The organism is Streptomyces sp. NPDC052701 (assembly GCF_040678355.1).
In the GTDB taxonomy this organism is placed as follows: Bacteria; Actinomycetota; Actinomycetes; order Streptomycetales; family Streptomycetaceae; genus Streptomyces.
Map to the genome: position 1 here is coordinate 84,288 of NZ_JBFATO010000013.1, position 22,971 is coordinate 107,258.

Sequence of the window (22,971 nt, forward strand, 5' to 3'; positions counted from 1 at the left end):
GCGGCTTCGGCTGGAACCACGGTCCGGTAGACGTGAAATCACCCCGCGGCGTTCATCACCGGTACCGCGCCCGCCCGTGCGCGGGAGGGGGTGAAGGCGGCGGCCCCGGGGATCGGGGGGCCGCCGCCTTCGGCTCGGTGGAGGGGCGGGCCGGGCTCAGTACCAGCCGTTGGACTGCCAGAAGTTCCACGCGCCGCAGGCGCTGCCGTAACGGTCCTTCATGTAGTCCAGGCCCCACTCGATCTGGGTGGCCGGGTTGGTCCTCCAGTCGGGGCCGGCCGAGGCCATCTTGGCGGCCGGCAGGGCCTGGACCAGGCCGTAGGCGCCGCTGGAGGGGTTGGTGGCGCCGACGTCCCAGCCGCTCTCGTGCTCGACGATCCTGGAGAAGCACTGGAACTGGGCCGGGTCGCCGATCATCTTCTGGGCGATCGCCCGGGCGGAGGACGCCCCGGCCGTCGCGGCCTGCGCGGGCGCGGCGGCCAGGAGCGTGCCGGCGGTGACGGCGGCCAGCGCGGCACCGGTGAGGGCCTTCTTCGGGGTGGCGACGCGGCGGAGGACGGAAGCGGCGGTCACGGGGGGCCTTTCCTCGGGGACGGGACGGTCGCGGCATGCCGGAACCACGCGGTGCGGGGCGGGGGCATACGGCGGCGCCGCGGCCCTGAGGGCTCGTCGGCGCCCGGCGACGCGGTCCAGGGAAACAGGCCCGGGAAACGTCCGCAATGACCGTTTTTACTAGCCCGGGTCGCATATCCGGAACTCATCTCATATGGGGGCTAGCTCCCGATGTGCAGGTCAGAGCGCTGGACGGGGACGGTGCGCGGGCCGCCGGAGGTACGGCCCCGCCTCGTAGGTGATCCACGTCATGTGGGGCGCCTCACCCCGGCGGGGCCTCGAACGTGACCGGCGTCTCGAAGGCCGCCCGGCGTGTGGCGCGGCGCAGCGCCCTGAGCACGGGCGGGCCGAGGACGAGGGTCAGGACGACCGTGACGGCCGCGCGGCCCAGGTCCCAGCCGAGCGAGGTGGCCAGGCAGTAGGCGAGGAAACGGGCCAGGTTGGCCGGGAGCGCCGCGTGCGGGTCGAAGGCGACGTTCGAGGCGAGGGCGTTCATGAAGGGCCAGCCGGCCAGGTTCATCGCCGTGCCGTAGGCGAAGGCGGCCAGGAAGCCGTACACGGCCAGGAGCAGCAGCTCCGGGCGGCCGCGCAGGCGGTCCGGGCCCGGCAGCAGGCCCGCGCCCATGGCGAACCAGCCCATGGCCAGCATCTGGAACGGCAGCCACGGGCCCACCCCGCCCGTGAGCAGCGCGGAGGCGAACATCGTCACCGCGCCCAGGACGAAACCGAAGCCGGGGCCGAGGACCCGGCCGCTGAGCACCATCAGGAAGAACATCGGCTCGATGCCGGCCGTGCCGGCCCCGACCGGGCGCAGCGCGGCCCCCGTGGCCGCGAGCACGCCGAGCATCGCGACCGCCTTCGGGCCCAGCCCCGACTCGGAGATCGTCGCCGCCACGACCGCGACCAGCAGCGCCAGCAGGCCCGCGAACAGCCAGGGGGCGTCCTGCGCGTGGGCGCTGAGCCGCGAGTCGGGCGGCGTAAGGAACGGCCAGCCGAAGGCGGCCACGCCGACCGCGCTCACCAGGACGAGGGCGGCGAGGGAGCGGGGGCCGAGGCGGACGGCCCGGGCCCGGCGCCGCGGGCCGCTCACGCCAGGGCCTTTCGCACCTGGGTCACCGTGAGCCAGTTCTGCGGGGCGAGGATCTTGGTGACCTGCGGGGCGAAGGACGGGGAGGAGACCACGACGTCCGCCGTCGGGCCGTCGGCGATCACCTCGCCGTCGGCGAGCAGGACCACCCGGTGGGCCAGCTCGGCGGCCAGTTCGACGTCGTGCGTCGCCAGCACCACGGCGTGGCCCTCGGCGGCCAGCGCGCGCAGGACGGCGACCAGGCGGGCCTTCGCCGCGTAGTCCAGGCCGCGGGTCGGCTCGTCCAGCAGGAGCAGGGGCGGGCGGGCGGTCAGGACGACGGCCAGGGCGAGGGCCAGGCGCTGGCCCTCGGACAGGTCGCGGGGGTGGGTGGCGTCGGTGACGTCCGGGAGCAGGCCGCGGACCAGGGCACGGCAGGTGCCGGGGGGCGCGCCCGCGTCCTCGTCGGCCGCCGCGCACTCGGCGGCGACCGTGTCGGCGTACAGCAGGTCGCGCGGCTCCTGCGGGACGAGGCCGACGCGGCGGACCAGGTCCCGGGGCGGGGTGCGGCGGGGCGCCGCGCCGCCCACCAGGACGGAGCCCGCGGCCGGTTCGACCAGGCCGGCCAGCGCGCCGAGCAGCGTGGACTTGCCGGCGCCGTTGCGGCCCATCAGGGCGACCGTCTCGCCGGGCCCGACCGTCAGGCCGACGTGGCGCAGCGCCTGGACGCGGTCCCGCCTGACGGCGAGGGAGCGGACCTCGGCGTACGGGGCGGCCGAGGGGGCGGGGGCGGGGGCGGCGCGCCGGCGGAAGAACGGCCGGCGGGACGAGCCGGGACCGCGGGGGGCGGGGACCGGGACCGGGGGCGGGGACGGGGCGGCGGCCCCGATGGCGGAGGCGGCGCCGGTGGTGGGGGCGGCGCCGGTGCCGGCCGGCCGCGCCAGCCGTTCCCGCAGGTCCCCGGCCCGGCGCCGGGCGTCCCGGACCGTCAGGGGCAGCGGGGTCCAGCCCGCCAGGCGGCCCAGGCCGACCACCGGCGGGTACACCGGGGACACGGCCATCACCTCGGCCGGGGCGCCCAGCACCGGGGCGGCGCCCGGGGCGGGCAGCAGGACGACCCGGTCGGCGTACTGGACGACGCGTTCCAGGCGGTGTTCGGCCATGAGGACCGTCGTGCCGAGGTCGTGGACCAGGCGCTGGAGGACGGCGAGGACCTCCTCGGCGGCGGCCGGGTCGAGGGCGGAAGTCGGTTCGTCGAGGACCAGCACCCGGGGGTGCGGGGTGAGGACCGAGCCGATCGCGACCCGCTGCTGCTGGCCGCCGGAGAGCGTGGCGAGGGGGCGGTCGCGCAGGGCGGCCAGGCCGAGCAGGTCGAGGGTCTCCTCGACGCGGCGGCGCATCACGTCCGGGGCGATCCCCAACGACTCCATGCCGTAAGCCAGTTCGTCCTCGACGGTGTCCGTCACGAAGTGGGACCGCGGATCCTGGCCCACGGTGCCCACCAGGTCGGCGAGTTCGCGCGGCTTGTGGGTGCGGGTGTCGCGGCCGGCCACCGTGACCCGGCCGCGCAGGGTGCCGCCCGTGAAGTGCGGGACGAGACCGCCGACCGTGCCCAGGACGGTCGACTTGCCGACGCCCGACGGGCCCGCCAGCAGCACGAGTTCGCCCTCGCGCACCTCGAAGTCCAGCCCGTGGACGACCGGTTCGCGGGCCCCGTCGTACGTCACGGACACGTTCTCGAAGCGGATCACGACGGCTCCTCGCGGGTGTCCTCGGGGGCTGGGGTGACGAAGGCCGGGACCAGGCCGAGCAGGACGGCCGCCGCCGGCCACAGCGGGAGGGAGGGGGCGGTGAGCGGGACCACGCCCGGGTGCAGCGCCGCGGGGTCCAGGGACGCCGCCAGGGTCAGCAGGGCCGCGACCGCCGCGCCGGAACCGGCGACCAGCCAGGCCCGGGCGTCCCAGCGGTCGGGGCGGTAGCGGGTGCGCGGGGAGCGGCGCCCGCCGAGCCGGAGGCCCGCGAGCGCGGCGGCGAGTCCGGCCAGGAGCACGGGCAGGCCGTACCTGCCGCCTTCGGCGGTGAGCAGTCCGTACGTCCCGGCGCACACGCCGAGCAGACCGCCGAGGGTGAGGGCGGTGGTGGTACGGCGCACCGGGGCGGGGACCTCGGCGGTGCGGCCGTAGCCGCGGGCGTCCATCGCGGCGGCGAGGGCGACGGAGCGTTCCAGGGCGCCCTCCAGGACCGGGAGGCCGACCTGGAGCAGTCCGCGTACGCCCTTGTCGGGGCGGCCGCGCAGGCGGCGGGCGGCCCGCAGACGCCGGGCGTCGGCGATGAGGTGGGGGGCGAAGGTGAGGGCGACGACGACCGCGACGCCCATCTCGTACAGCGCGCCGGGAAGGGACTTGAGCAGCCGCGCCGGGGCGGTGAGGGCGTTGGCGGCGCCGACGCAGACGAGGAGGGCGGCCAGTTTCAGTCCGTCGTACAGGGCGAAGACGAGGGCCTCGGCGGTGACCCGGCCGCCGAGGCGGATGCCCTGGGCCCAGGCGGGGAGGGGGAGTTCGGGGAGGGTGACGATCACGTGCGTGCCGGGGACGGGGGAGCCGAGGAGCGTGGCGAACAGGAGGCGGACGAGCAGGACGGCGAGGGCGAGCCTGACGAAGGCGCCGTAGGAGCGGGCGTGGGGGGTGCGGGGGCGGCGGGCGGCCACGACGTGGGCCGAGACCGCGACCAGGAGCATGAGGAGGAGCGGGTTGGTGGTGCGGGTGGCGGCGGTGCCGAGGGATATCGCCCACAGCCACCAGGCGCCGGGGTGCACCTCGCGCTCCCGCGCACTACGCACGGCGGCGCATGTGCCAGACCGCCGCCGCCCCGAGCAGGGCGACCACGGCGGCGCCCGCCACCGGGCCCAGGGACGGACCGCTCTGCGGGGAGTCCTCCCCGGCCGCCGGGCGCCCCTGCGCACGGCCGTCCGCCACCTGCTCGCCGCAGCCGCGCCGCGGGTAGCCCGCGACGGCGCACAGGAGGGCGTTGGCGTCGTAGCGCAGGGGCGGGGCCACCGCGGCCAGGGCCTCGGCCGTGGTCGCGTCGGGGGAGACCCGGGCGCAGGCCGTGCGGCGGGCGGGCGGCCTCTCGCCGGAGGGGGCGTCCGCGGTGGTGCCGAAGTCGAGGACCAGCGCCACCCGCTTCCTGCCGTCCTGCGCGGGCGTCTTCGCGCAGATGGCGGCGAAGCCGGCCGTGCCCCGGGGGCGGGCCGCGTCCGCCGGGTCCTGACCGACCGTGAAGCGGAAGCCCTGCACGTCGCCGTCGGAGGGGCGGGTGGTGGACGGGCCCCGCGTCGCGTAGGTCCAGCCGTCGCCGCCGTGCTCCCAGAAGGACCAGTACCGGTAGCCGGCGGCCGGTGCCGGGCCGGCGCCCGCCAGCAGCAGGAGCGCGGCCAGGGCCAGGGCGGTGACGCGGCGGGTCACGACTGCCGCCTCCGGCCGCGGGCGACGAGGACGAAGCCGGCGGCGGCGCCGGCGAGGAGGACCCCGCCGACGGCCCAGGCCGCCTTCGGGACACCGTCGTCGTCCTTCGGGTCCAGGCCCTTCGCGCGGATGGTGTCCGGGTCCGGCTCCTCGGCGGGGGCGGGCCCGGTGGCGTTCAGAAGGGAGACCAGGTTCCGGCCGCCGAAGTCACGGGGGTCGGACTCCGCGCCGACGGCGGCGAGGACCAGCTGCGCGTAGGCCGCCGGACCGCTTCGTTCCGCCCACTTCAGGGCGTGGGACTCCAGCCAGCGCAGGGACTTGGCGGCCTCGTCGTGGTACCCGGCGGTCGACAGGGCGACGACCGCGTCGGCGGTGTTGCCGTAGTCCGGCTGGTCCTCGGAGCCGGGCAGCGAGGAGGTCAGGTGCCCGTCCTCGGCCATGGCCCTGGCCAGGTGGGCGGCGCCGTTGTACGCGGCCCGCTCGGGGTCGGCGGCCTTCTCGCAGGGGGGCGGCGCCTCGGCGTTCCCGGCGCGGGCCCCGGCCAGGGTCTCGCCGAGCGCCCCGACCACCGCCGCCGCCGTCGCGTCCGCGTTGGCGGTGAGCCCGCCGTCCTTGTCCGGCTGGTAGGCGAAACCGCCCGCGCCCTCGCCCTCGCAGGGCAGCGCGAGCCTCAGCAGCGCGTCGTAGGGCGACCTGCCGTCCTTGCGGACGTCCTGCGGCCGGGTCCCGGCCGCGACGAGGGCGCCGATGACGACGGAGGTGGAGTTCGCGTCGCTGGGGCCGCCCGGGGCGTAGCCCCAGCCGCCGTCCTCGTTCTGGGCGGACTTCAGCCAGGTGAGGGCCTTGTCCACCACGGCGTCGTGGCCGCCGGTCGTCGCGAGGGCCTGGACGGCGGCGGCCGTGCTGTTGGTGTCCGTCTTCGTCCTGGCGTCGCACGGCTCAGCGGTGTCGGCGCGGTACGCGGCGAAGGCGCCGTTCCCGCACTGCTGCCCGGCCAGCCAGTCCACGGCCCGGTCCGAGGGCACCACGCCCACGGCGTCCTGCGCGATCATGGCCAGCGACTGCCGCCAGACGCCGTCGTAGGTGGGGTCGCTGGTGCCGTACAGCCCGGCGGGCCGCGCGGCCGACGGCGACGGGCCGGCGGCGACCGCGGGTACGGCGGTGCCGAGCACGGCTGCGGCGGCCAGGACCGCGGCGCTGCGGCGGACGTTCATGATCGGCGGGTGCCCTTCCCTGCGGGGGAACCGGGCGGCACGGGACACCCCGGCGGCCCGGCTCCGCATGCCTCGACGGTGCCGTGCGCCGGCGTACTGCCGACGCGGGTGAGCCGGTCACGGTCCCGTCCGGGGCGGTCCGGCTCACCGCCCGGTGCGGGCGGTGCGCGGACAGGGGTGTTCCCTGTTCGAGCGAGGTCGAGAACTCGGGGAGGGATCGGCGCCGGAAATGCACCGGCTTCCCCCCGTACGGGTGTGATGGCGACCCGGCTACTGTACCCGCCCGTAGGAAAGGGGCCGGAGGGTGCCTGTGCGCCGCGGGGGAACGCCACCGGGAGAGCGCGGGAGACCCCGGAGGACCGGGAGACCGGACGTGATCGGGAAAACCGGGAAAACCGGCAAAAACGGGGAGCGGGGCGGCAGTTCCCGGGAGCCGGGGCGGGGTCTGCGGGGCCGGGCGGGAGGCGGCGGCCCGGCGTACCGGAACCTCGGCGGCGTCGCCCCCTCCGGCGCGCCCGGGCGGCGGCCTGCGACGCCTGGGCCGGTTCCGGGGCCGAACTCCTCGACGGGGAGGGCGGGATCGGCGGCCGGTCCGGCCGCGCCCGCGGGCGGCCCGGCCCGCCCGCCCCGGAGGTGACCGCGGGCGCCGCGACGGCCGCGTCCGCCGGCCAGGGCGCGCCGCCGACCTCACCGGGGCGGGCGTCGGATGTCGGGCGGCGGGCGCCGTGCTCGGGCGGCGGGTGTCGGGCGTCGGGCGGCGCCGGCCGTGGCCTGGCCGCCGGGCGGGGCGCCCTTTCGTCCCGGCGGCCCCCGTGGTGCCGCCGGACCCCGCCGGGCGCGCGCGGCGCCGGCCGCCTGACAGTCGATCACCGCAGTTGATCAACGCCAAGAAGCTTATATAGCGGGCAAATGGGAAGAATGAGGACGTATATTACTACTCCCTTGAGGAGCGTGCGCCCATGTCCACGGGAACGCTTCTGGCGGTCATCATCCCGATCGTGGTGGTGGTCGCCCTGGCCGCCGTGGCGGTCTCACTGATGAGGCGACGCCGTCGTCTCCAGGACCGCTTCGGCCCGGAGTACGAACGGACGATCGAGGGATCCGACAGCCGGCTCGCCGCCGAGCGTGAGCTCAGGGAGCGCGAGCGGCGGCACGACTCGCTGGAGATCAAACCGCTGCCTCCCGCCTCGCGCGACCGCTACACGCGCGAGTGGAGCAGCGTCCAGGAGGAGTTCGTGGACCGGCCGGAGGAGGCGGTGCACGACGCGGACCGGCTGGTCACCTCCCTGATGCACGAGCGCGGGTACCCGACCGAGGGGTTCGAGCAGCAGATGAAGGACCTCTCGGTGGAGCACGGGCGCACCCTGGAGCACTACCGCGCCGCGCACGAGGTGGAGGCCCTCAGCACCCGCAGCCAGGCGACGACCGAGCAGCTGCGGGGTGCCATGGTGCACTACCGCGCCCTGTTCGACGAGTTGCTCTCCGACGGCGGCCGGGCCCAGTCCGCCCGGTCCTGACGCCCAACCGACCCGGCATGGAGGAACGCCATGCACAGCAACGACGACACGGACCGCACCACCGACGGCCTGTCCACCGAGGACCTCGCGCAGCCCTCCGGGACCACCACCGGGACGACGGGAGGAACGGAGGAGGATTACCCGGGAGCCCCGATGTACCCCGGTGAGGGCACCGCGACGACCGGGACGCCGGGCACCACCGACGAGCCCGCCACCGACGAGCCCGCCACCGCCGAACCCGCTACCGAGCCCGCGGGCACCGAGCCCGCCGCCGGGACCGCGACGACGGGCGCCGCGGGCACCCCTGGTGCCTCGGACGCCTCGGGCGACGAGGCGCCGCAGCTCCTGACGGAGGACGAGGACCGGGCCTTCCGCGACCGCTGGCAGGAGGTCCAGAGCAAGTTCGTGGACGACCCGCGCGAGGCCGTGCACGAGGCCGATTCCCTGGTCGCGGACGTCATGCAGACCCTGGCCGCCACGTTCGCCCAGCACAAGAAGGACCTGGAGGGCCAGTGGGGCCAGGGCGAGCAGGTGGACACGGAGGAGCTGCGCGGGGCCCTGCGCCGCTACCGCTCCTTCTTCAACCGGCTGCTCAGCACCTGAGACCCCTCCCGGGCCCGGGCCGGACGGGGCGCCGTCGCGCCGTTCCGGTCCGGGCCGCCTCGCGGGGAGGGCCCGCGGCCGCGGGTGCCGGGGTCAGGAGGCCGTGCAGGCTCCCACCACCGGTGCCGCCGTACTGCCGTTCTTCATGACCGTGAAGCCGAAGCTCGTCGACGCCCCGGGCGCGAGGCTGCCGTTGCCGTTGGGGCGCATCGTCATGACGTTGCCGTTCCAGCTGGGCGTGCCGTTCCAGGTCGTCGCGACCGTCTGCGGGGACGCCACCGTGACGGTGACGGACCAGGTGCTGATCGCGGAGCTGCCCGCGGTGACGGTCACCCTGCCGTTGAAGCGGTCGCCCCACTCCTCCGCCTTGCTGTAGGTGGCGGTGCAGCCCGCGCCGGGGGTGCCGCCGCCGGGGGAACCGCCCAGAGCGGTCAGCACGGCGTCGTACGCGGGCTTCTTGTTGTAGTTGGAGTCGAGGAGCAGGGGGGTGCCGCTCGCCCGCCAGGAGTACTTGTCGGTGATGCCCCAGACCGTGATACCGGTGCAGCGGCTCACCGCGAGGCAGGCCCGGACGACGTTCGCGTAGCTGTTGGCCTGGGCCGTGCCCGAGCCCTCGATGTCCAGTTCGGTGATCTGCACGTCGACCCCGAGGTCGGCGAAGCGCTGCAGGTTCGCCTGGTAGTCGGACGGGACCGGGGAGGCGCTGTTGAAGTGGGACTGGAAGCCGACGCAGTCGATCGGCACGCCACGGGACTTGAAGTCCTTGACCATGTTGTAGACGGCATTGCTCTTCGCGTTGACGCCGTCGGTGTTGTAGTCGTTGTAGCAGAGCTTGGCGGCCGGGTCCGCGGCCCGGGCGGTGCGGAACGCCTCCTCGATGAAGCCGTTGCCGAGCTTGTCCTGGAAGGGCGAGCTGCGCCGGGCCCCGCTGCCGCCGTCCTGGAAGGCCTCGTTGACCACGTCCCAGGAGTGGATCTTGCCCTTCCAGTGCTGCATGACCTGGGTGATGTGGTTGTTCATCGCCGAGCGCAGGTCGGCGGTCCCGAGGCCGGCCACCCAGCTCGGCAGCTGGGAGTGCCACACCAGGGTGTGCCCGCGGACCTTCATGCCCCGGCCCAGGGCGTGGTTCACGATCTGGTCGGCGGAGCCGTAGGTGAAGGTGCCGCGGGTGCGCTCGACGGCGTCCCACTTCATCTCGTTCTCCGGCGTCACCGAGGTGAACTCGGTGTTGAGGGCCGAGACGTAGGGCGCCTCGCCCAGGTGGTTCGCGGCGACCGCGGTGCCGAAGTACCGGCCCTTGCCGGCCGCGGCGGAGCCCAGCGTGTCGGCGGCCTCGGCGCCGGTCGACAGCGCGGTGAAGGCGGTGGCGGTGAGCAGGGCGGTGGTGGTGAGGCTCAGGGCGGCGCGACAGCGTCCGCCCTTTCTGATCATGTTCATGTCACTCCCTTGCGTGTGCGGGTGCGCGGTGGTGCGGGAGGCGGGGTGGGGGCGGGCCGGCGTGTGCCGGATTGTTCGAAACTTTCGGATGTAATTCCGAATGGATGCGCAGACCGTACGAGGGGCGAGGAGTGGCGTCAACCGTTCCGACGCGGCCTTGTCGGGGATGGCCGAAGGTCGACGCTTCTCTTCGAGGGGTCGCTGCCTAACGGAACGATTCCGAAACTTTCGAATCCGTCAGGTCGATCAGTCGGCACACCGTCTCGATGTCGATCTCCACCTGGGCGATGGAGGCGCGCCCCGACAGCCAGGTGATGAGCGCGGAGTGCCAGGTGTGCTCGATGACGCGGACCGCCGAGAGCTGCTCGGGGGTCGGGTCGTCCAGGCCCATCGCGTCCAGGATGATCGCCGTGGTCTGGCGGGAGACCCGGTCGACCTCGGGCGACACGCTGCGGTCGGCGAAGGTGAGGGCCCGGACCATCGCGTCGGCCAGGTGCGGCTCGCGCTGCAGGGCGCGAAAGGCCCGCATCAGGGTCTCCGCGACCCGCCCGGCCGCCGTCTCGCCCCGCGGCGGCTTCTTCCGCAAGGTGGCGTGCAGGTGCTCCAGCTGGTCCTGCATCGTGGCGACCAGCAGATGGACCTTGGAGGGGAAGTAGCGGTACAGCGTGCCCAGGGCCACCTGCGAGGACTCCGCGACCTCACGCATCTGCACCGCGTCGAAGCCGCCCCGGCCGGCGAGCCGCGCGCTCGCGCGCAGGATGCGGCGGCGGCGCGCCTCCTGACGCTCGGTGAGGGGCGGGGAGGCCGGGTGTGCGGCACCGGCTCCCGCCCCGTCCGCCTTGTCCGCCTTGTTCACCTTGGCCTCCGCAGGCGTGGATCCCGTTCCGTGACGGTCGGTGAGGGTGGGTGACCGGACGGCATGGCACGGCCCCGGCCGTGGCGTGAATCACCTGATCCACTGGTCACAGCACTCCTACCTGCCGGTAGATTCGGAGCCTCCGAACGATCAACTCTGAAACTTGTTCTAGATTAGCGTCCCGGCGTAATCTCGCGGAACAGTGCAGGGAGAAGGGGGCCCGGAGTGACCGCTGAGGCCAGTCAGGCCGGATCTCCGGAGGGCCCCGCCTCCCCCGGGTTCCCGGCCGCGCCCGCACAGGGAGGTGCCCCCATCGACTCGCGACCGCTGCGCATCGCGCTCCTCACCTACAAAGGGAACCCGTTCTGCGGCGGCCAGGGCGTCTACGTACGGCACCTCTCGCGCGAGCTCGCCCGCCTCGGTCACCGGGTCGAGGTCATCGGCGCCCAGCCCTACCCCGTCCTCGACGAGGGGTACGACGGCCTGAGCCTGACCGAACTGCCCAGCCTCGACCTGTACCGCCAGCCGGACCCCTTCCGCACGCCGAAGCGCGAGGAGTACCGCGACTGGATCGACGCGCTGGAGGTCGCCACCATGTGGACCGGCGGCTTCCCCGAACCGCTGACCTTCTCGCTGCGCGCCCGCCGCCATCTGCGCGCCCGCCGCGGCGACTTCGACGTCGTCCACGACAACCAGACGCTCGGCTACGGACTGCTGGGGGACATCGGCGCGCCGCTGGTGACCACCATCCACCACCCCATCACCGTGGACCGGCAGTTGGAGCTGGACGCCGCCGAGACCTGGCAGCGGCGGTACTCCGTGCGGCGCTGGTACGCCTTCACCCGCATGCAGAAGCGCGTCGCGCGCCGCCTGCCGTCGGTGCTGACCGTCTCCGGCACCTCCCGCCGGGAGATCGTCGACCACCTCGGCGTCCGGCAGGACCGCATCCACGTCGTCCACATCGGCGCCGACACCGACCTGTTCTCACCGGACCCGTCGGTGCCGCGGGTGCCGGGCCGGATCGTGACGACGTCCAGCGCGGACGTGCCGCTCAAGGGCCTGGTCTTCCTCGTCGAGGCGCTGGCGAAGGTGCGCACCGAGCACCCCGGCGCGCACCTCGTCGTCGTCGGCAGGCGGCCCGCGGAGGGACCCGTCGCCCAGGCGGTCGAACGGTACGGCCTGCAGGGCGCCGTCGAGTTCGTCAAGGGCATCTCCGACGCGGACCTCGTCGACCTGGTGCGCTCGGCGCAGGTGGCGTGCGTGCCCTCGCTGTACGAGGGGTTCTCGCTGCCGGCCGCCGAGGCCATGGCGACGGGCACCCCGCTGCTCGCCACGACGGGCGGGGCGATCCCGGAGGTCGCCGGGCGGGACGGGGAGACCTGCCTCGCGGTACCGCCGGGCGACGCGGGGGCGCTGGCCGCCGGGCTGGTCCGGCTGCTGGGGGACCCGGAGCTGCGGACCCGGCTCGGTGCGGCGGGCCGCGAACGCGTCCTGCGGCACTTCACCTGGGCCCGGGCCGCCGAGGGAACGGTGGCGCGCTACCGCGAGGCCCTCGCCCGCTCCGCGGCGGCGGGCCCGGACCGTGCCACGACGGGCCCCGGCCGCTCCGGCCGCCCCCAGGCCCCCTCTCCCGGCCTCTCCCCGGCTCCGGGGGGCGGCGCGCCCGCCGCCCCCCGTGATGTTGACGTTGTATCCGACCGCGAAAGCAGGGCCACGTGCTGACCGTCGACTTCTCCCGGTTCCCGCTCGCCCCGGGCGACCGCGTCCTGGACCTCGGCTGCGGTGCCGGACGGCACGCGTTCGAGTGCTACCGGCGCGGCGCGCGGGTCGTGGCGCTGGACCGCAACGGCGAGGAGATCCGCGAGGTCGCGAAGTGGTTCGCGGCGATGAAGGAGGCGGGGGAGGCACCCGAGGGCGCCACCGCGACGGCGATGGAGGGCGACGCCCTGGCGCTGCCCTTCCCCGACGAGTCCTTCGACGTCGTGATCATCTCCGAGGTGATGGAGCACATCCCCGACGACAAGGGCGTCCTCGCGGAGATGGTGCGGGTGCTCAGGCCCGGCGGCCGCATCGCGATCACCGTGCCGCGCTACGGCCCCGAGAAGGTGTGCTGGACGCTGTCCGACGCCTACCACGAGGTCGAGGGCGGCCACATCCGCATCTACAAGGCGGACGAACTCCTCGCCAGGATCCGCGAGGCCGGCCTGAGGCCCTACGGCACCCACCACGCGCACGCCCTGCACGCGCCGTACTGGTGGCTCAAGTGCGCGTTCGGCGTCGACAACGACAAGGCGCTGCCGGTGCGGGCGTACCACAAGCTGCTGGTCTGGGACATCATGAAGAAGCCGCTGGCGACCCGGCTCGCGGAGCGGGCGCTCAACCCGCTGATCGGCAAGAGCTTCGTGGCGTACGCGACCAAGCCGCACCTGCCGCGCGCCGCGGCCGGGACCGCAGCAGAGGCGGCCGGCAGGTGACGACTCCCCGGACGGAACACCTGGTCCTGCCCGGGGTGCTCACCGCCGGACAGGCCGCCGCGACCGTGCGCGGCATCCTCTCCGTGCAGCGGGAGGACGGGGCGATCCCGTGGTTCCGGGGGCACCACCTCGACCCCTGGGACCACACCGAGGCGGCGATGGCGCTGGACGCGGCCGGCGAGCACGAGGCCGCCGAGCGCGCCTACCGGTGGCTGGCCCGGCACCAGAACGAGGACGGCTCCTGGTACGCGGCGTACGCCGACGGGGACTTCGCCGCCGTCACCGACCGGGGCCGCGAGACGAACTTCGTGGCCTACATCGCCGTCGGCGTGTGGCACCACTACCTCTCCACCGGCGACGACACGTTCCTGGAGCGGATGTGGCCGGCCGTGTACGCGGCGGTGGAGTTCGTGCTGCGGCTGCAGCAGCCGGGCGGGCAGATCGGCTGGCGGCGCGACGAGGACGGCACGGACACCACGGACGCGCTGCTGACCGGCTCCTCCTCCGTCCACCACGCGCTGCGCTGCGCGCTGGCCATCGCCGAGCAGCGGGAGGAGCCGCAGCCGGACTGGGAGCTGGCGGCGGGGGCCCTCAGGCACGCCATCCGCCACCACCCGGAGCGGTTCCTGGACAAGGACCGCTACTCGATGGACTGGTACTACCCGGTCCTGGGCGGCGCGCTGACCGGCGCCGAGGCCAAGGCCCGGATCGAGGAGGGCTGGGACCGGTTCGTCGTCCCGGGCCTCGGGGTGCGCTGCGTCGTGCCCAACCCGTGGGTGACGGGCGGCGAGTCGGCCGAACTCGCCCTGGCGCTCTGGGCGATGGGCGAGTCCGACCGCGCGCTGGAGGTGCTCCAGTCGATCCAGCACCTGCGCGACGCGCGGACCGGCCTGTACTGGACGGGCTACGTCTTCGACGACGACGCGATCTGGCCGCGCGAACTGACCACCTGGACGGCCGGCTCCCTGCTCCTCGCCGTCGCCGCGCTCGGCGGCCACGAGGCCACCTGCCAGGTCTTCGGCGGCGACCGGCTGCCCAGGGGCCTGGACCCGGACTGCTGCGCCCGGGCGTGAGGCCCGGGCGGCGGGTCAGTGCCGCTGCATGCGGTTGGCGATGGCGTGGCCGACCAGGAGGTAGACCACGGCGGCCAGCCCGTAGCCGAAGACGACCCGGGCCCAGTCCGCGTCGAAGGTGAACAGGTCGCGCGACCAGCCGGCCAGCACGTTGGCCGCGTCACGGACGAACTGGACCAGCTCGTTGCCGGGGTTGGCCTCGAGCAGGTACATCAGAATCCACAGTCCGAGGATGACGGCCATGACGTCCGCGATCATCGCGATGACCGTCCCCGCGGAACTCGAACCACTGCGATATCGAGGGGACATGCCCTTCGGGTTGCCCCTGGAGGGCTTACGAAACATGGGTGAGGGCCGTGTGCGGCACCCTTCACCTTTGCTACGAACGGAGTTGGCCCTTCCGCTGGCCGCCGTCCGGCGCGGTCCCCGATAATCCTGCCCCGTTGAGAGGCTGGAGGGCCGTTGTCCGACGCCGGAGCACCCACGATCGAGGAACCCGGGCTCACCACCCGCCGCGTCACACGCCGCCGCGTCCCCCGCCACGTCGTCGCCGCCCTGCCCCTGGCGCTGACGGGGCTGCTCTGCCTGGGCGTCTCCGGCAACGTGCTGCGCCCCTTCGAGCACATCACCACCATCGAGGCCAAGATGGCCTCCAAGTCCGACTTCTTCAAAGACCCCGAGGTGCAGCGGCGCCTGCTGAGACACGGCATACGCGTCGACATCCACCGCCTCGGCTCGCGCGGCATCGCCACCCAGTCCCTGAAGGGCATGGACGTCGTCTTCCCGTCCGGCCAGCCCGCCGCCAAGCTGGTCCTCGACCGGCAGGACCGCTCGGTGCGTTCCGTGCGCCCCTTCGTCACCCCGCTCGTCCTCGCCACCTTCCGCGACTACGCCGAGACCCTGGTGAGGGCCGGGGCGGCCACCCCGCAGCGCCCCGGGGGCGGCGGCGACACGCTCTACTACGACCTGGACATGCGCAGGTTCACCGGCCTGCTCGACGGCGTGGACGACCGGCGCGACCCCGGGGACGGCACGGGCCGCGAAGCGGACACCTGGAACGGCGTCGGCTTCGACGACGTCAGCGGCGACCGCAGCAACAGCGGCCGCGTCCTGGTGCGCACCTCCAACGTCTGCGAGTCCAACTCCGCCGGCACCTACCTGAGCCTGCTCGCCTTCGTCGTGAACGGCAACCGCACCCCGGGCACGCTCCACGCCGACGACACCCGCCGCGCCGAGGACGCCGTACGCGAACTCGCCGCCGGCATCAGGCCGCTCATCGACCTCCAGGGCATGTGGGCCGACGAGCAGGCCGAGAGCTACTTCTCGGACCTCGGCGAGAGCATCGCGCCGATCTCGCTGATCTACGAACACCAGTACCTGGCCCACCAGATCGCCCACCACGACGAGCACGGCCGGCAGGACACCAGCCGCGTCCTGCTCTACCCGACCCCCTACGTCCTCACCGAACCGCAGTTGATCTCCCTGACCGGCAAGGGCGACCGGCTGGTCGAGATCATCCAGAAGGACGGGCAGCTGCGCCGCCGGGCCATCGAACTCGGCTTCCGGGTCCGCTTCTCCGGCGAGGACGGCAGCAGCGAGGACCTCAACGCGTACCTGCGCGAGCACGGCGTCCAGGTGCCGGCCGACAACCCCGACCAGACGAAGGCCTACGAACCCGCCCTGGACGTCCTGGAGGAGATCATCGACTCCGTGGGCGACTGCCCCCCGCCCGTACGGGACGCGCCGTGAGACGGGCCGTACGCCGTCTGACGACGGCCGCGCTGGCTCTCGCCCTCCTCGCCGCCTCCACCGCCTCCTGCACCCGCGACGGGGAACGCGTCACCCTCCGCGTCCTGGCCAGCCCCGAACTCGCCGACGTCGCACCCCTGCTGGAGGAGCTGGAGGACGACACCGGCGTCCGGCTGGACCTGCACTACGAGGCGACCGCGGACCTCGCCGGCCAGCCGCCGGCCGGCGGGCGGGCGGCCTACGACCTGGCCTGGCTCGCCTCGGACCGGTCCTTCCTGCTGCGCGTGCGGGAGTCCGGCGGCCGGCTGCCCCGGCCCGAGTCCACCGCGATCATGCGCTCGCCGGTCGTCGTGGGCCTGGAACCCGCGGCGGCGAGGAAGCTGCGCGGGCGCGCCCCGGGCGGGCGGATCTCCTGGGCCGACGTCGCCGACGCGGCGGCCGAGGGGACCCTGCGGTTCGGGATGGCGGACCCGCGCCGCAGCGACACCGGACGCGCCGCCCTCGTCGGGGTCGCCACCGCGGCCGCCGGGACCGGCAGCGCGCTGCGCGAACAGGACGTCTCCTGCGACCGGCTGCGCGGCTTCCGCTCCGGCCAGACCCTCACCGGCGCCAGCTCCCGGGAACTCGTCGAGCGGTACCTGAAGCACCGGGACGACGCCGACGCCCTGATCGCCCACGAGTCCGAGCTGCTGTCCCTGAACGCGGGCGGGAAACTGCCCGAGCCCCTGGAGATCGTCCACCCCGAGGACGGGATGGTGCTGTCCGACTTCCCGCTGCTGCTGCTCGACCCCGGCGAGCGGGAGGCGTACGGCAAGGTGGTGCAGTGGCTGCTCGGCGCCGGGGCGCAGCGCGAGCTGATGGAACGCACCCACCGGCGGCCGGTCGACCAGGACGTCACGCCCTCCCCGCGGCTGCGCGCCGATGTCGGCAACGCCCTGTCCTTCCCCGACCGCCTGTCCGTCGTCGAGCGGCTCGTCGCCGACTACGGGGACCCGGCCCGCCGCACCGGCGGCCAGGTGGTGTTCCTGCTGGACTTCTCCACCTCGATGCGCGGCGAGCGGATCGAGGGCCTGCGCGCCGCCTTCGCCGGGCTCAGCGGCGCCGACCGGACCTCCACCGGCAAGTTCGCCCGCTTCCACCGCGGCGAGCGCCTGACGGTCATCCGGTTCGGCGGCCGGGTGCTCCAGGAACGCACCGTGACCGTGCGCGGCGACGCCGACCTGCGGGCGCTCGACCGGATCGTGGCGCGCGGCGGCTTCGACGACGCCACCGCCCTGTGGTCGGCCCTGGACCGCGGCTACCGCGTCGCCGCCGACGCCGTGCGCGAGGAGCCCGGACGGCCCGTGTCGATCGTGCTGATGACGGACGGCGAGAACAACGCGGGCCTGACGTACGAGGAGTTCTGGCGCCGTTACCGCCGGCTCGGCGACGAGGGGCGTGCGGTGCCCACGTTCCCCGTCCGGTTCGGAGCGGCCGACCCGGCCGCCCTCGGGCGCGTCGCCGAAGCGACCGGCGGCCGCACGGTCGACGCGGACCTCTCCTCCCTCTCCGACGCTTTCAAGGAGATCCGTGGGTGTCATTGACGGTCAGTGGTGGGGCCTGTGGTGGCCGTGGCTGGTGGTCTGGGCGGTCACGGCGGCGAGCGTCGCCGTCCTGGTCCGGTACGCGCTGCTGCGCGCGGGCGGGCCGCGCAGACGCCGGCGCGGCGGGCGCACGGTCCACGGCATGTGCTTCTTCCTGCACGAGAAGCGGGTCATGGACCTCTACCAGACCGGCGGCTTCTCGGCCGCCCTGGAACAGGAGGTCGCCGACCGGATCAACGTCACCAGCGGCCTCGGGCTGCTGGGCAGGCTCGGCTTCGGCAGCGGGACGGCCCGCCGGGACGTCACCAAGGAGCGCTTCACCGCGTACGTGCGCACCAACACGCCCATCACGGTGATCCGGCTGCTGATGGACACCATGCGCAAGGAGGACGTGGTGGTGCACGCCGACCTCACCACCGGGTCGCTCGTTCCCAACCGCGCGCTCGCCGAACTCCTGCGGGAGCGCGACGGGTCCGGCCGGGTGCCGCTGACGGCGGTCATGTCGGAGTTCGTCTCGGTCACCGGCCGCTTCACCGCGCTCGCCTCCGACGGCGGCGACATCGTGCTGCGCGCCCCCTACGGCGAGGGCCGGCCGCCCGCCCACGTGCGGATCACCTGCGAGGCGGCCTGGGTCCGCGAAGGCTTCCAGGACGCCGAGTACTTCACCGGCGAGTTCCAGGCCCGCTGCCTGGGCAAGGTGCGCACCTGGAACCGTACGCGGGGGGAGCTGACGCTGGACCCGATCGCCATCTTCCGCTGACCCGCCGCAGGTCCGGGCCGGCGCCCCGCGGCCCGCACGACGACGGCCCCCCGCCCGCGAGGGGCGAGGGGCCGTGGGGTCCGTGGGGCTCAGCCGCGCTGGATGCCCGAGGTGTCCTGCAGCACGCCGCGGCGGCCGTCCTGCGTCTGGGCGACCAGGGCCGCGCCGCGCTGCTCGACCGCCAGGTACCAGGTCCCCGGCGTGAGTTCGGCGATCGGGGTGGGCGAGCCGTCCTCCGGGAACAGCGGCCGCGGCACCGGCACGGCGAACCAGAACGGCGAGAAGTCCGCGGCCGGCTGCGGCTGCGGCTGCTGCGGCTGACCGCCGTACGGCTGGCCCGGCTGCGGCTGGCCGCCGCCGAACGGGGGCTGCTGCGCGCCCGGGTAGCCGTAACCGCCCTGGGGCTGGCCGCCGTAGGGCTGCGGGGCGGCCGGCCGCGGGGCGGGGACGAGGGCGGCCTTGAGGGCCGGTACCAGGGGGGTGGCGACGGCGGCCGCGGCCATGAGGAGCGTGGCGACGAGGGCGAGGATCAGGCCGATGCCGGCGCCGGGGCCGTCGGAGGATCCGCCGCCGACGTTGTTGGCGGCGCTCGCCGGGTCGAAGACGTTGCCGAGCGCGCTCCACGCGGCGAAGACCGTGAGGGCGACGCCGACCTGGCCCAGTTCGAGACCGGCGACCTTGGGGGCCCGCGGCAGCCCGCGGCCGACGACGACGAGCGCGGCGCCGACGAGCCCCGCCAGCACGACGCTCATCAGCACCGGGCCGCTGCCCCACAGGCTGGGCATGTCCAGGCCGTCCGGAACCTCGTCGGACGAGTAGAAGCCGAGGAACGACGCGATGAACAGCAACACCGCTGCTCCGATCACCACGCCGTCGCCTCGAGTGAGGGAGCGGATATTCACTTCAGGTCCTTCGTCAGTCGTCTCGTCGTCGGTAGAGGCGCCGCTGTCACCATGTCGCCCACGGGCCCGTGGGGAGCGCGGGGGTGGCCCCTGATCGTACGGACGACACTATCGTCCGCCCGGTCGGGGTGTCCGCCGGGATCAGCGCGCTGATCACCGCCCGCGCAGGAAGCTCACGATTCCCTCGGAGATCCCCTGCGCCGCCTTCTGCCGCCAGGCACCACTGGTCAGCAGTGCCGCGTCCTTGCTATCGCGCATGTTCCCGCACTCGATGAACACCTTGGGAACCGTTGACAGATTGAGACCGCCCAGGTCCTCGCGCGTGACGAGACCGGTGCCGCCGCCGACGTAGTCGGAGGGCGCGCTGCCGGTGGCGCGCACGAAGTTGCCCGCGATGCGTTCGCCCAACGCGCGCGAGGGGCCGACGATCCGGCGGGTGTCGGCGGCGCCGGCGTGCACGGCGCCGGGCAGGATGACGTGGAAGCCGCGGTTGCCGGCCGCCGAGCCGTCCGCGTGGATCGAGACGGCGGCGTCGGCGCGCGCCTGGTTGCCGATGCGGGCCCGTTCGTCCACGCACGGCCCGTAGGGCCGGTCGGCGTTCTGCGTCAGCCTCACCGTGGCGCCCTGCCGCTCCAGGAGGGTGCGCAGGCGGCGCGCCACGTCCAGCGTGAACGCCGCCTCCGTGTAACCGGCGTCGGTGGACGTGCCGGTCGTGTCGCACTCCTTGCGGTTCGTCCCGATGTCCACCTGGCGGTTGATCTCGCCGGTGTGCCGGAAGTTGCCGGGGTTGTGGCCCGGGTCGACGACGACGACCTTGCCCTTGAGGGGGCCGGAGGCGGCGGGCGCGGAGGCCGAGGGGGACGGGGGAGCGGTGGAAGTCGCCGACGCGCTCGGCTCCTTGCCGTCGGGGCTGCCCGAACCGCTGCCGGGGGAGGGCCCGGACGGTGTGCCCGAGGAGGCCGCGGACGTCCGCACGGAGGCGTTCCCCGAGCCGCCCCCGTCGCCCGGGCCGCCCACCGCCTCGTACACCAGCCACCCGAGCAACGCCCCCGGCACCAGGGCGGCGACCGCCACGGTCAGCGGGCCGCGCCGGAAGCGGCGGGGCCGGGGAGGATCGAAGTCGGGGCCTGTGTACGACACGTCTGCCACCCTAGCGGCCGTCGGCGGCGTCCACAGGATCCGCGAGCCGCGCGGGGCCCGGCGGACGGACGCGCCCTCAGACGCCCGTGCCCGTCCGCCGCAGCACGCGCAGGGAACCGGTCGCCGAGACCTCGGTGAAGGCGCCGGAGCCGAGCGCCCGCAGCCAGAGGCGGTAGGGGGCCTGGCCGGTGAACTCGTCCACCGGGTCGGGGAAGACGTCGTGGACGACCAGCAGGCCCCCGTCGGCCACGTGCGGGGCCCAGCCCTCGTAGTCGGCGGTGGCGTGCTCGTCGGTGTGGCCGCCGTCGACGAAGACCAGGCCGAGCGGGGCCCGCCAGAGCGCCGCGATCTGCGGGGAGCGGCCGACCAGGGCCACCACGTGCTCCTCCAGGCCGGCCCGGTGCAGGGTCCGGCGGAAGGCGGGCAGCGTGTCCATCACGCCGAGCTCCGGGTCGACCGTCTCCGGGTCGTGGTACTCCCAGCCCGGCTGCTGCTCCTCGCTGCCGCGGTGGTGGTCGACGGTGAGCGCGGTGACCCCGGCCCGGCGGGCCGCGTCGGCGAGCAGGATCGTGGAGCGGCCGCAGTACGTGCCGACTTCGAGCAGGGGCAGGCCGAGCCGCCCGGCCTCCTGCGCCGCCGCGTACAGGGCCAGGCCCTCGTCCGTGGGCATGAACCCCTTCGCGGCCTCGAACGCGGCCAGGATCTCCGGCGTGGGCGCCGCGGTCATGGGGGTCCCTTCGGTCGTACGTGCGTGCGTCCCGCCCATGCTGCCGTACCCCCGGCCGGCCGGACGAGCAGGGGTGCGGCGGCGGCCCGGACGCCGGCCCGGACGCCTGCTCAGACGTCGGCCCGGACGCCGGTTCGGTCGTCTGTTCGGACATCGGCTCGGGGGGAGGCGGCACCGGCGCCCAGGGCCCGGCCGGGGAGGTCCCGCGGGGCGTCCCCGGCGTGACGCGGGTGCGCGTCCTCCTCGCTGCTCGCGCGCGGTCGCGGCGCGTCCGAGGGGCGGCGGCGCGGCAGGAAGAGGGCCAGGACCAGGCCGACGGCGACCGCGGCGGTCGCGATGAGGAACGAGACGCGGAAGCCGTGCATGGTCGGGACCGCCACCCCGCCCACGTGGTCGGCGGTGCCGGCCAGCACCACGCCGACGACGGCGCTGGACACCGAGGTGCCGAGGGAACGCATCAGGGTGTTCAGGCCGTTGGCCGCGCCGGTCTCGGCGGCGGGGACCGCGCCGACGATGAGCGCGGGCAGGGACGAGTAGGCGAGCCCGATGCCGGCCCCGATGACCACCGACGTCACGACCGTCTGCCAGGCCGCCGCCATCAGGCCGAGGCCGCCGCCGTAGCCGGCCGCGATGACCAGCAGGCCGATGATCAGGGTCGTGCGCGGGCCGAAGCGCGCCGACAGACGGGCGTAGAGGGGGGCCGTGAACATCATCGTCAGGCCCAGCGGGGCCACGCACAGGCCCGCGACGACCATCGACTGGCCGAGTCCGTGGCCGGTGGCGGCGGGCAGCTGCAGCAGCTGGGGCAGGACCAGGGAGACGACGTAGAAGCTGACGCCGACCATGATCGAGGCGAGGTTGGTGAGGAGGACCTCGCGGCGGGCCGTGGTGCGCAGGTCGACCAGGGGCGCCGGGACGCGCAGCTCCATCACGCCCCACAGCAGCAGCACCGCGGCCGACGCGGCGAACAGGCCGAGCGTGGTGCCGGACGACCAGCCCCAGTCGCCGCCCTTGGTGACGGGCAGCAGGAGCAGCACCAGGCCGGCCGACAGGCCGAGCGCGCCGGGCAGGTCGAAGCCGCCCCCGGCCCGGACCGGGGACTCCGGTACGGCGAGGAGGGTGAGGGCGATGGCGAGGGCGCCGAGGCCGGCGGCGCCGTAGAAGAGGACGTGCCAGTCGGTGTGCTGGGCGACCAGGGCCGCGGCCGGCAGCGCCAGACCACCGCCGACGCCGATGGAGGAGCTCATCAGGGCCATCGCCGAGCCGAGCCGTTCGCGGGGCAGCATGTCCCGCATCAGACCGATGCCGAGCGGGATCGCGCCCATCGCGAAGCCCTGCAGGGTCCGGCCCGCGATCATCGGCAGCAGGTCGCTGGTGACCGCGCTGACCAGCGCGCCCGCCACCATCGCCGCCAGGCCGGCGACCAGCGTGCGGCGCTTGCCGTACAGGTCGCCGAGGCGGCCCATGACCGGCGTGGCCACGGCTCCCGAGAGCAGCGTCGAGGTCAGCACCCAGGTGGCGTCGCCGGGCGTGGTGTCCAGCAGCCGGGGCAGGTCCTTGACGACCGGGAGGAGCAGGGTCTGCATCACCGCCACGGTGATGCCCGCGAAGGCGAGCACCGGGACGACGGCCGCGCCGGCTCTCCGGGTGGGCTGGTCGGTCGGCGTAGGTGTCATGTGGAGCATGAACTCGGTGCGCCCGGGCAACTATTCCGTTGCTTTGGCGCGCTAACGAAATCTTGACCTTCCCCTGGGTCGGGGACGTAGGGCCCGGGACCGAGGCGGAGCCGGGCGA

21 protein-coding genes are annotated in these 22,971 nt (G+C 74.7%); 8 read left to right on the forward strand and 13 right to left on the reverse strand.

Features of this window, described 5'->3' with window-relative positions; translation table 11 throughout:
- Positions 1-156: 156 nt before the first annotated feature.
- The 6 genes from AB0L29_RS17200 to AB0L29_RS17225 form a co-directional block, all read right to left on the reverse strand.
- On the reverse strand, positions 157-573 hold the full coding sequence (locus AB0L29_RS17200) for a transglycosylase SLT domain-containing protein (RefSeq protein ID WP_365827893.1): 417 nt from the start codon (positions 571-573) through the stop codon (positions 157-159).
- Between the two features lie 301 nt (positions 574-874).
- Positions 875-1,702 (reverse strand): ECF transporter S component, encoded by an 828-nt coding sequence (locus tag AB0L29_RS17205; RefSeq protein WP_365827895.1) that lies wholly within the window; start codon positions 1,700-1,702, stop codon positions 875-877.
- Positions 1,699-3,429: an ATP-binding cassette domain-containing protein gene (locus AB0L29_RS17210; RefSeq protein ID WP_365827897.1), complete on the reverse strand. Its 1,731-nt coding sequence runs from the start codon at positions 3,427-3,429 to the stop codon at positions 1,699-1,701. Before AB0L29_RS17210 ends, AB0L29_RS17205 begins: the two co-directional genes overlap by 4 nt.
- The gene (locus AB0L29_RS17215; protein WP_365827899.1) at positions 3,426-4,517 is read right to left on the reverse strand and encodes a CbiQ family ECF transporter T component; all 1,092 of its coding nucleotides are present in this window, start codon (positions 4,515-4,517) and stop codon (positions 3,426-3,428) included. The genes AB0L29_RS17210 and AB0L29_RS17215 overlap by 4 nt, the downstream gene beginning before the upstream one ends.
- The gene (locus tag AB0L29_RS17220) at positions 4,510-5,142 is read right to left on the reverse strand and encodes an SCO2322 family protein (RefSeq protein WP_365827901.1); all 633 of its coding nucleotides are present in this window, start codon (positions 5,140-5,142) and stop codon (positions 4,510-4,512) included. Before AB0L29_RS17220 ends, AB0L29_RS17215 begins: the two co-directional genes overlap by 8 nt.
- Positions 5,139-6,356 carry a prenyltransferase/squalene oxidase repeat-containing protein gene (locus AB0L29_RS17225; protein ID WP_365827903.1) on the reverse strand — a complete coding sequence of 406 codons (1,218 nt, stop codon included), beginning with the start codon at positions 6,354-6,356 and terminating at the stop codon, positions 5,139-5,141. Before AB0L29_RS17225 ends, AB0L29_RS17220 begins: the two co-directional genes overlap by 4 nt.
- 959 nt (positions 6,357-7,315) lie before the next feature.
- Here AB0L29_RS17225 and AB0L29_RS17230 point away from each other — a divergent pair.
- Together AB0L29_RS17230 and AB0L29_RS17235 are read left to right on the forward strand one after the other, a co-directional pair.
- Positions 7,316-7,873 (forward strand): hypothetical protein, encoded by a 558-nt coding sequence (locus AB0L29_RS17230; RefSeq protein WP_365827904.1) that lies wholly within the window; start codon positions 7,316-7,318, stop codon positions 7,871-7,873.
- Between the two features lie 30 nt (positions 7,874-7,903).
- Positions 7,904-8,476, forward strand: coding sequence for a hypothetical protein (locus AB0L29_RS17235; protein ID WP_365827906.1), 573 nt, complete (start codon positions 7,904-7,906; stop codon positions 8,474-8,476).
- 93 nt (positions 8,477-8,569) lie between these two features.
- Here AB0L29_RS17235 and AB0L29_RS17240 read toward each other — a convergent pair whose 3' ends face one another.
- Both AB0L29_RS17240 and AB0L29_RS17245 read right to left on the reverse strand, forming a co-directional pair.
- Positions 8,570-9,907 carry an endo-1,4-beta-xylanase gene (locus tag AB0L29_RS17240; protein ID WP_365828080.1) on the reverse strand — a complete coding sequence of 446 codons (1,338 nt, stop codon included), beginning with the start codon at positions 9,905-9,907 and terminating at the stop codon, positions 8,570-8,572.
- A 211-nt stretch (positions 9,908-10,118) separates the two neighbouring features.
- Positions 10,119-10,769 (reverse strand): TetR family transcriptional regulator, encoded by a 651-nt coding sequence (locus AB0L29_RS17245; RefSeq protein ID WP_365827908.1) that lies wholly within the window; start codon positions 10,767-10,769, stop codon positions 10,119-10,121.
- Positions 10,770-10,994: 225 nt separating this feature from the next.
- Between AB0L29_RS17245 and AB0L29_RS17250 the strand changes: the two genes are divergently transcribed.
- From AB0L29_RS17250 to AB0L29_RS17260, 3 genes are read left to right on the forward strand one after another with little or no spacing between them, the layout of a single operon-like run.
- On the forward strand, positions 10,995-12,491 hold the full coding sequence (locus AB0L29_RS17250) for a glycosyltransferase family 4 protein (protein ID WP_365827910.1): 1,497 nt from the start codon (positions 10,995-10,997) through the stop codon (positions 12,489-12,491).
- A complete protein-coding gene (locus AB0L29_RS17255; RefSeq protein ID WP_365827911.1) occupies positions 12,485-13,243 on the forward strand; it encodes a class I SAM-dependent methyltransferase in 759 nt (252 codons plus the stop codon). The genes AB0L29_RS17250 and AB0L29_RS17255 overlap by 7 nt, the downstream gene beginning before the upstream one ends.
- Positions 13,240-14,316, forward strand: coding sequence for a prenyltransferase/squalene oxidase repeat-containing protein (locus AB0L29_RS17260; RefSeq protein WP_365827913.1), 1,077 nt, complete (start codon positions 13,240-13,242; stop codon positions 14,314-14,316). The genes AB0L29_RS17255 and AB0L29_RS17260 overlap by 4 nt, the downstream gene beginning before the upstream one ends.
- A gap of 15 nt (positions 14,317-14,331) precedes the next feature.
- Here the strand turns inward: AB0L29_RS17260 and AB0L29_RS17265 are convergent, their stop codons facing one another.
- On the reverse strand, positions 14,332-14,625 hold the full coding sequence (locus AB0L29_RS17265; RefSeq protein ID WP_365827915.1) for a hypothetical protein: 294 nt from the start codon (positions 14,623-14,625) through the stop codon (positions 14,332-14,334).
- A gap of 153 nt (positions 14,626-14,778) precedes the next feature.
- Here AB0L29_RS17265 and AB0L29_RS17270 point away from each other — a divergent pair, with 153 nt between their 5' ends.
- Genes AB0L29_RS17270 through AB0L29_RS17280 form a run of 3 tightly spaced genes read left to right on the forward strand, consistent with a single transcriptional unit; the run spans position 14,779 to position 18,408 of the window.
- Complete coding sequence (locus AB0L29_RS17270) at positions 14,779-16,065, forward strand: hypothetical protein (RefSeq protein WP_365827917.1); 1,287 nt, start codon at positions 14,779-14,781, stop codon at positions 16,063-16,065.
- Positions 16,062-17,648: a substrate-binding domain-containing protein gene (locus AB0L29_RS17275; RefSeq protein ID WP_365827919.1), complete on the forward strand. Its 1,587-nt coding sequence runs from the start codon at positions 16,062-16,064 to the stop codon at positions 17,646-17,648. Before AB0L29_RS17270 ends, AB0L29_RS17275 begins: the two co-directional genes overlap by 4 nt.
- A complete protein-coding gene (locus AB0L29_RS17280; RefSeq protein ID WP_365827921.1) occupies positions 17,635-18,408 on the forward strand; it encodes a hypothetical protein in 774 nt (257 codons plus the stop codon). The genes AB0L29_RS17275 and AB0L29_RS17280 overlap by 14 nt, the downstream gene beginning before the upstream one ends.
- A gap of 89 nt (positions 18,409-18,497) precedes the next feature.
- Here AB0L29_RS17280 and AB0L29_RS17285 read toward each other — a convergent pair whose 3' ends face one another.
- The 4 genes from AB0L29_RS17285 to AB0L29_RS17300 form a co-directional block, all read right to left on the reverse strand.
- A complete protein-coding gene (locus AB0L29_RS17285; protein WP_365827923.1) occupies positions 18,498-19,310 on the reverse strand; it encodes a hypothetical protein in 813 nt (270 codons plus the stop codon).
- A gap of 153 nt (positions 19,311-19,463) precedes the next feature.
- The gene (locus AB0L29_RS17290; RefSeq protein ID WP_365827925.1) at positions 19,464-20,450 is read right to left on the reverse strand and encodes an N-acetylmuramoyl-L-alanine amidase; all 987 of its coding nucleotides are present in this window, start codon (positions 20,448-20,450) and stop codon (positions 19,464-19,466) included.
- Between the two features lie 76 nt (positions 20,451-20,526).
- On the reverse strand, positions 20,527-21,177 hold the full coding sequence (locus AB0L29_RS17295; protein WP_365827927.1) for a class I SAM-dependent methyltransferase: 651 nt from the start codon (positions 21,175-21,177) through the stop codon (positions 20,527-20,529).
- A gap of 110 nt (positions 21,178-21,287) precedes the next feature.
- The gene (locus tag AB0L29_RS17300) at positions 21,288-22,853 is read right to left on the reverse strand and encodes an MFS transporter (RefSeq protein WP_365827929.1); all 1,566 of its coding nucleotides are present in this window, start codon (positions 22,851-22,853) and stop codon (positions 21,288-21,290) included.
- Positions 22,854-22,971: the final 118 nt, after the last annotated feature.

Coding starts and splice junctions, on each gene's coding strand:
- AB0L29_RS17225 (WP_365827903.1), bottom strand. CDS start 6,356: ATGAACGTCCGCCGCAGCGCCGCGGTCCTGGCCGCCGCAGCCGTGCTC.
- AB0L29_RS17230 (WP_365827904.1), top strand. CDS start 7,316: ATGTCCACGGGAACGCTTCTGGCGGTCATCATCCCGATCGTGGTGGTG.
- AB0L29_RS17235 (WP_365827906.1), top strand. CDS start 7,904: ATGCACAGCAACGACGACACGGACCGCACCACCGACGGCCTGTCCACC.
- AB0L29_RS17240 (WP_365828080.1), bottom strand. CDS start 9,907: ATGATCAGAAAGGGCGGACGCTGTCGCGCCGCCCTGAGCCTCACCACC.
- AB0L29_RS17265 (WP_365827915.1), bottom strand. CDS start 14,625: ATGTCCCCTCGATATCGCAGTGGTTCGAGTTCCGCGGGGACGGTCATC.
- AB0L29_RS17295 (WP_365827927.1), bottom strand. CDS start 21,177: ATGACCGCGGCGCCCACGCCGGAGATCCTGGCCGCGTTCGAGGCCGCG.
- AB0L29_RS17300 (WP_365827929.1), bottom strand. CDS start 22,853: ATGACACCTACGCCGACCGACCAGCCCACCCGGAGAGCCGGCGCGGCC.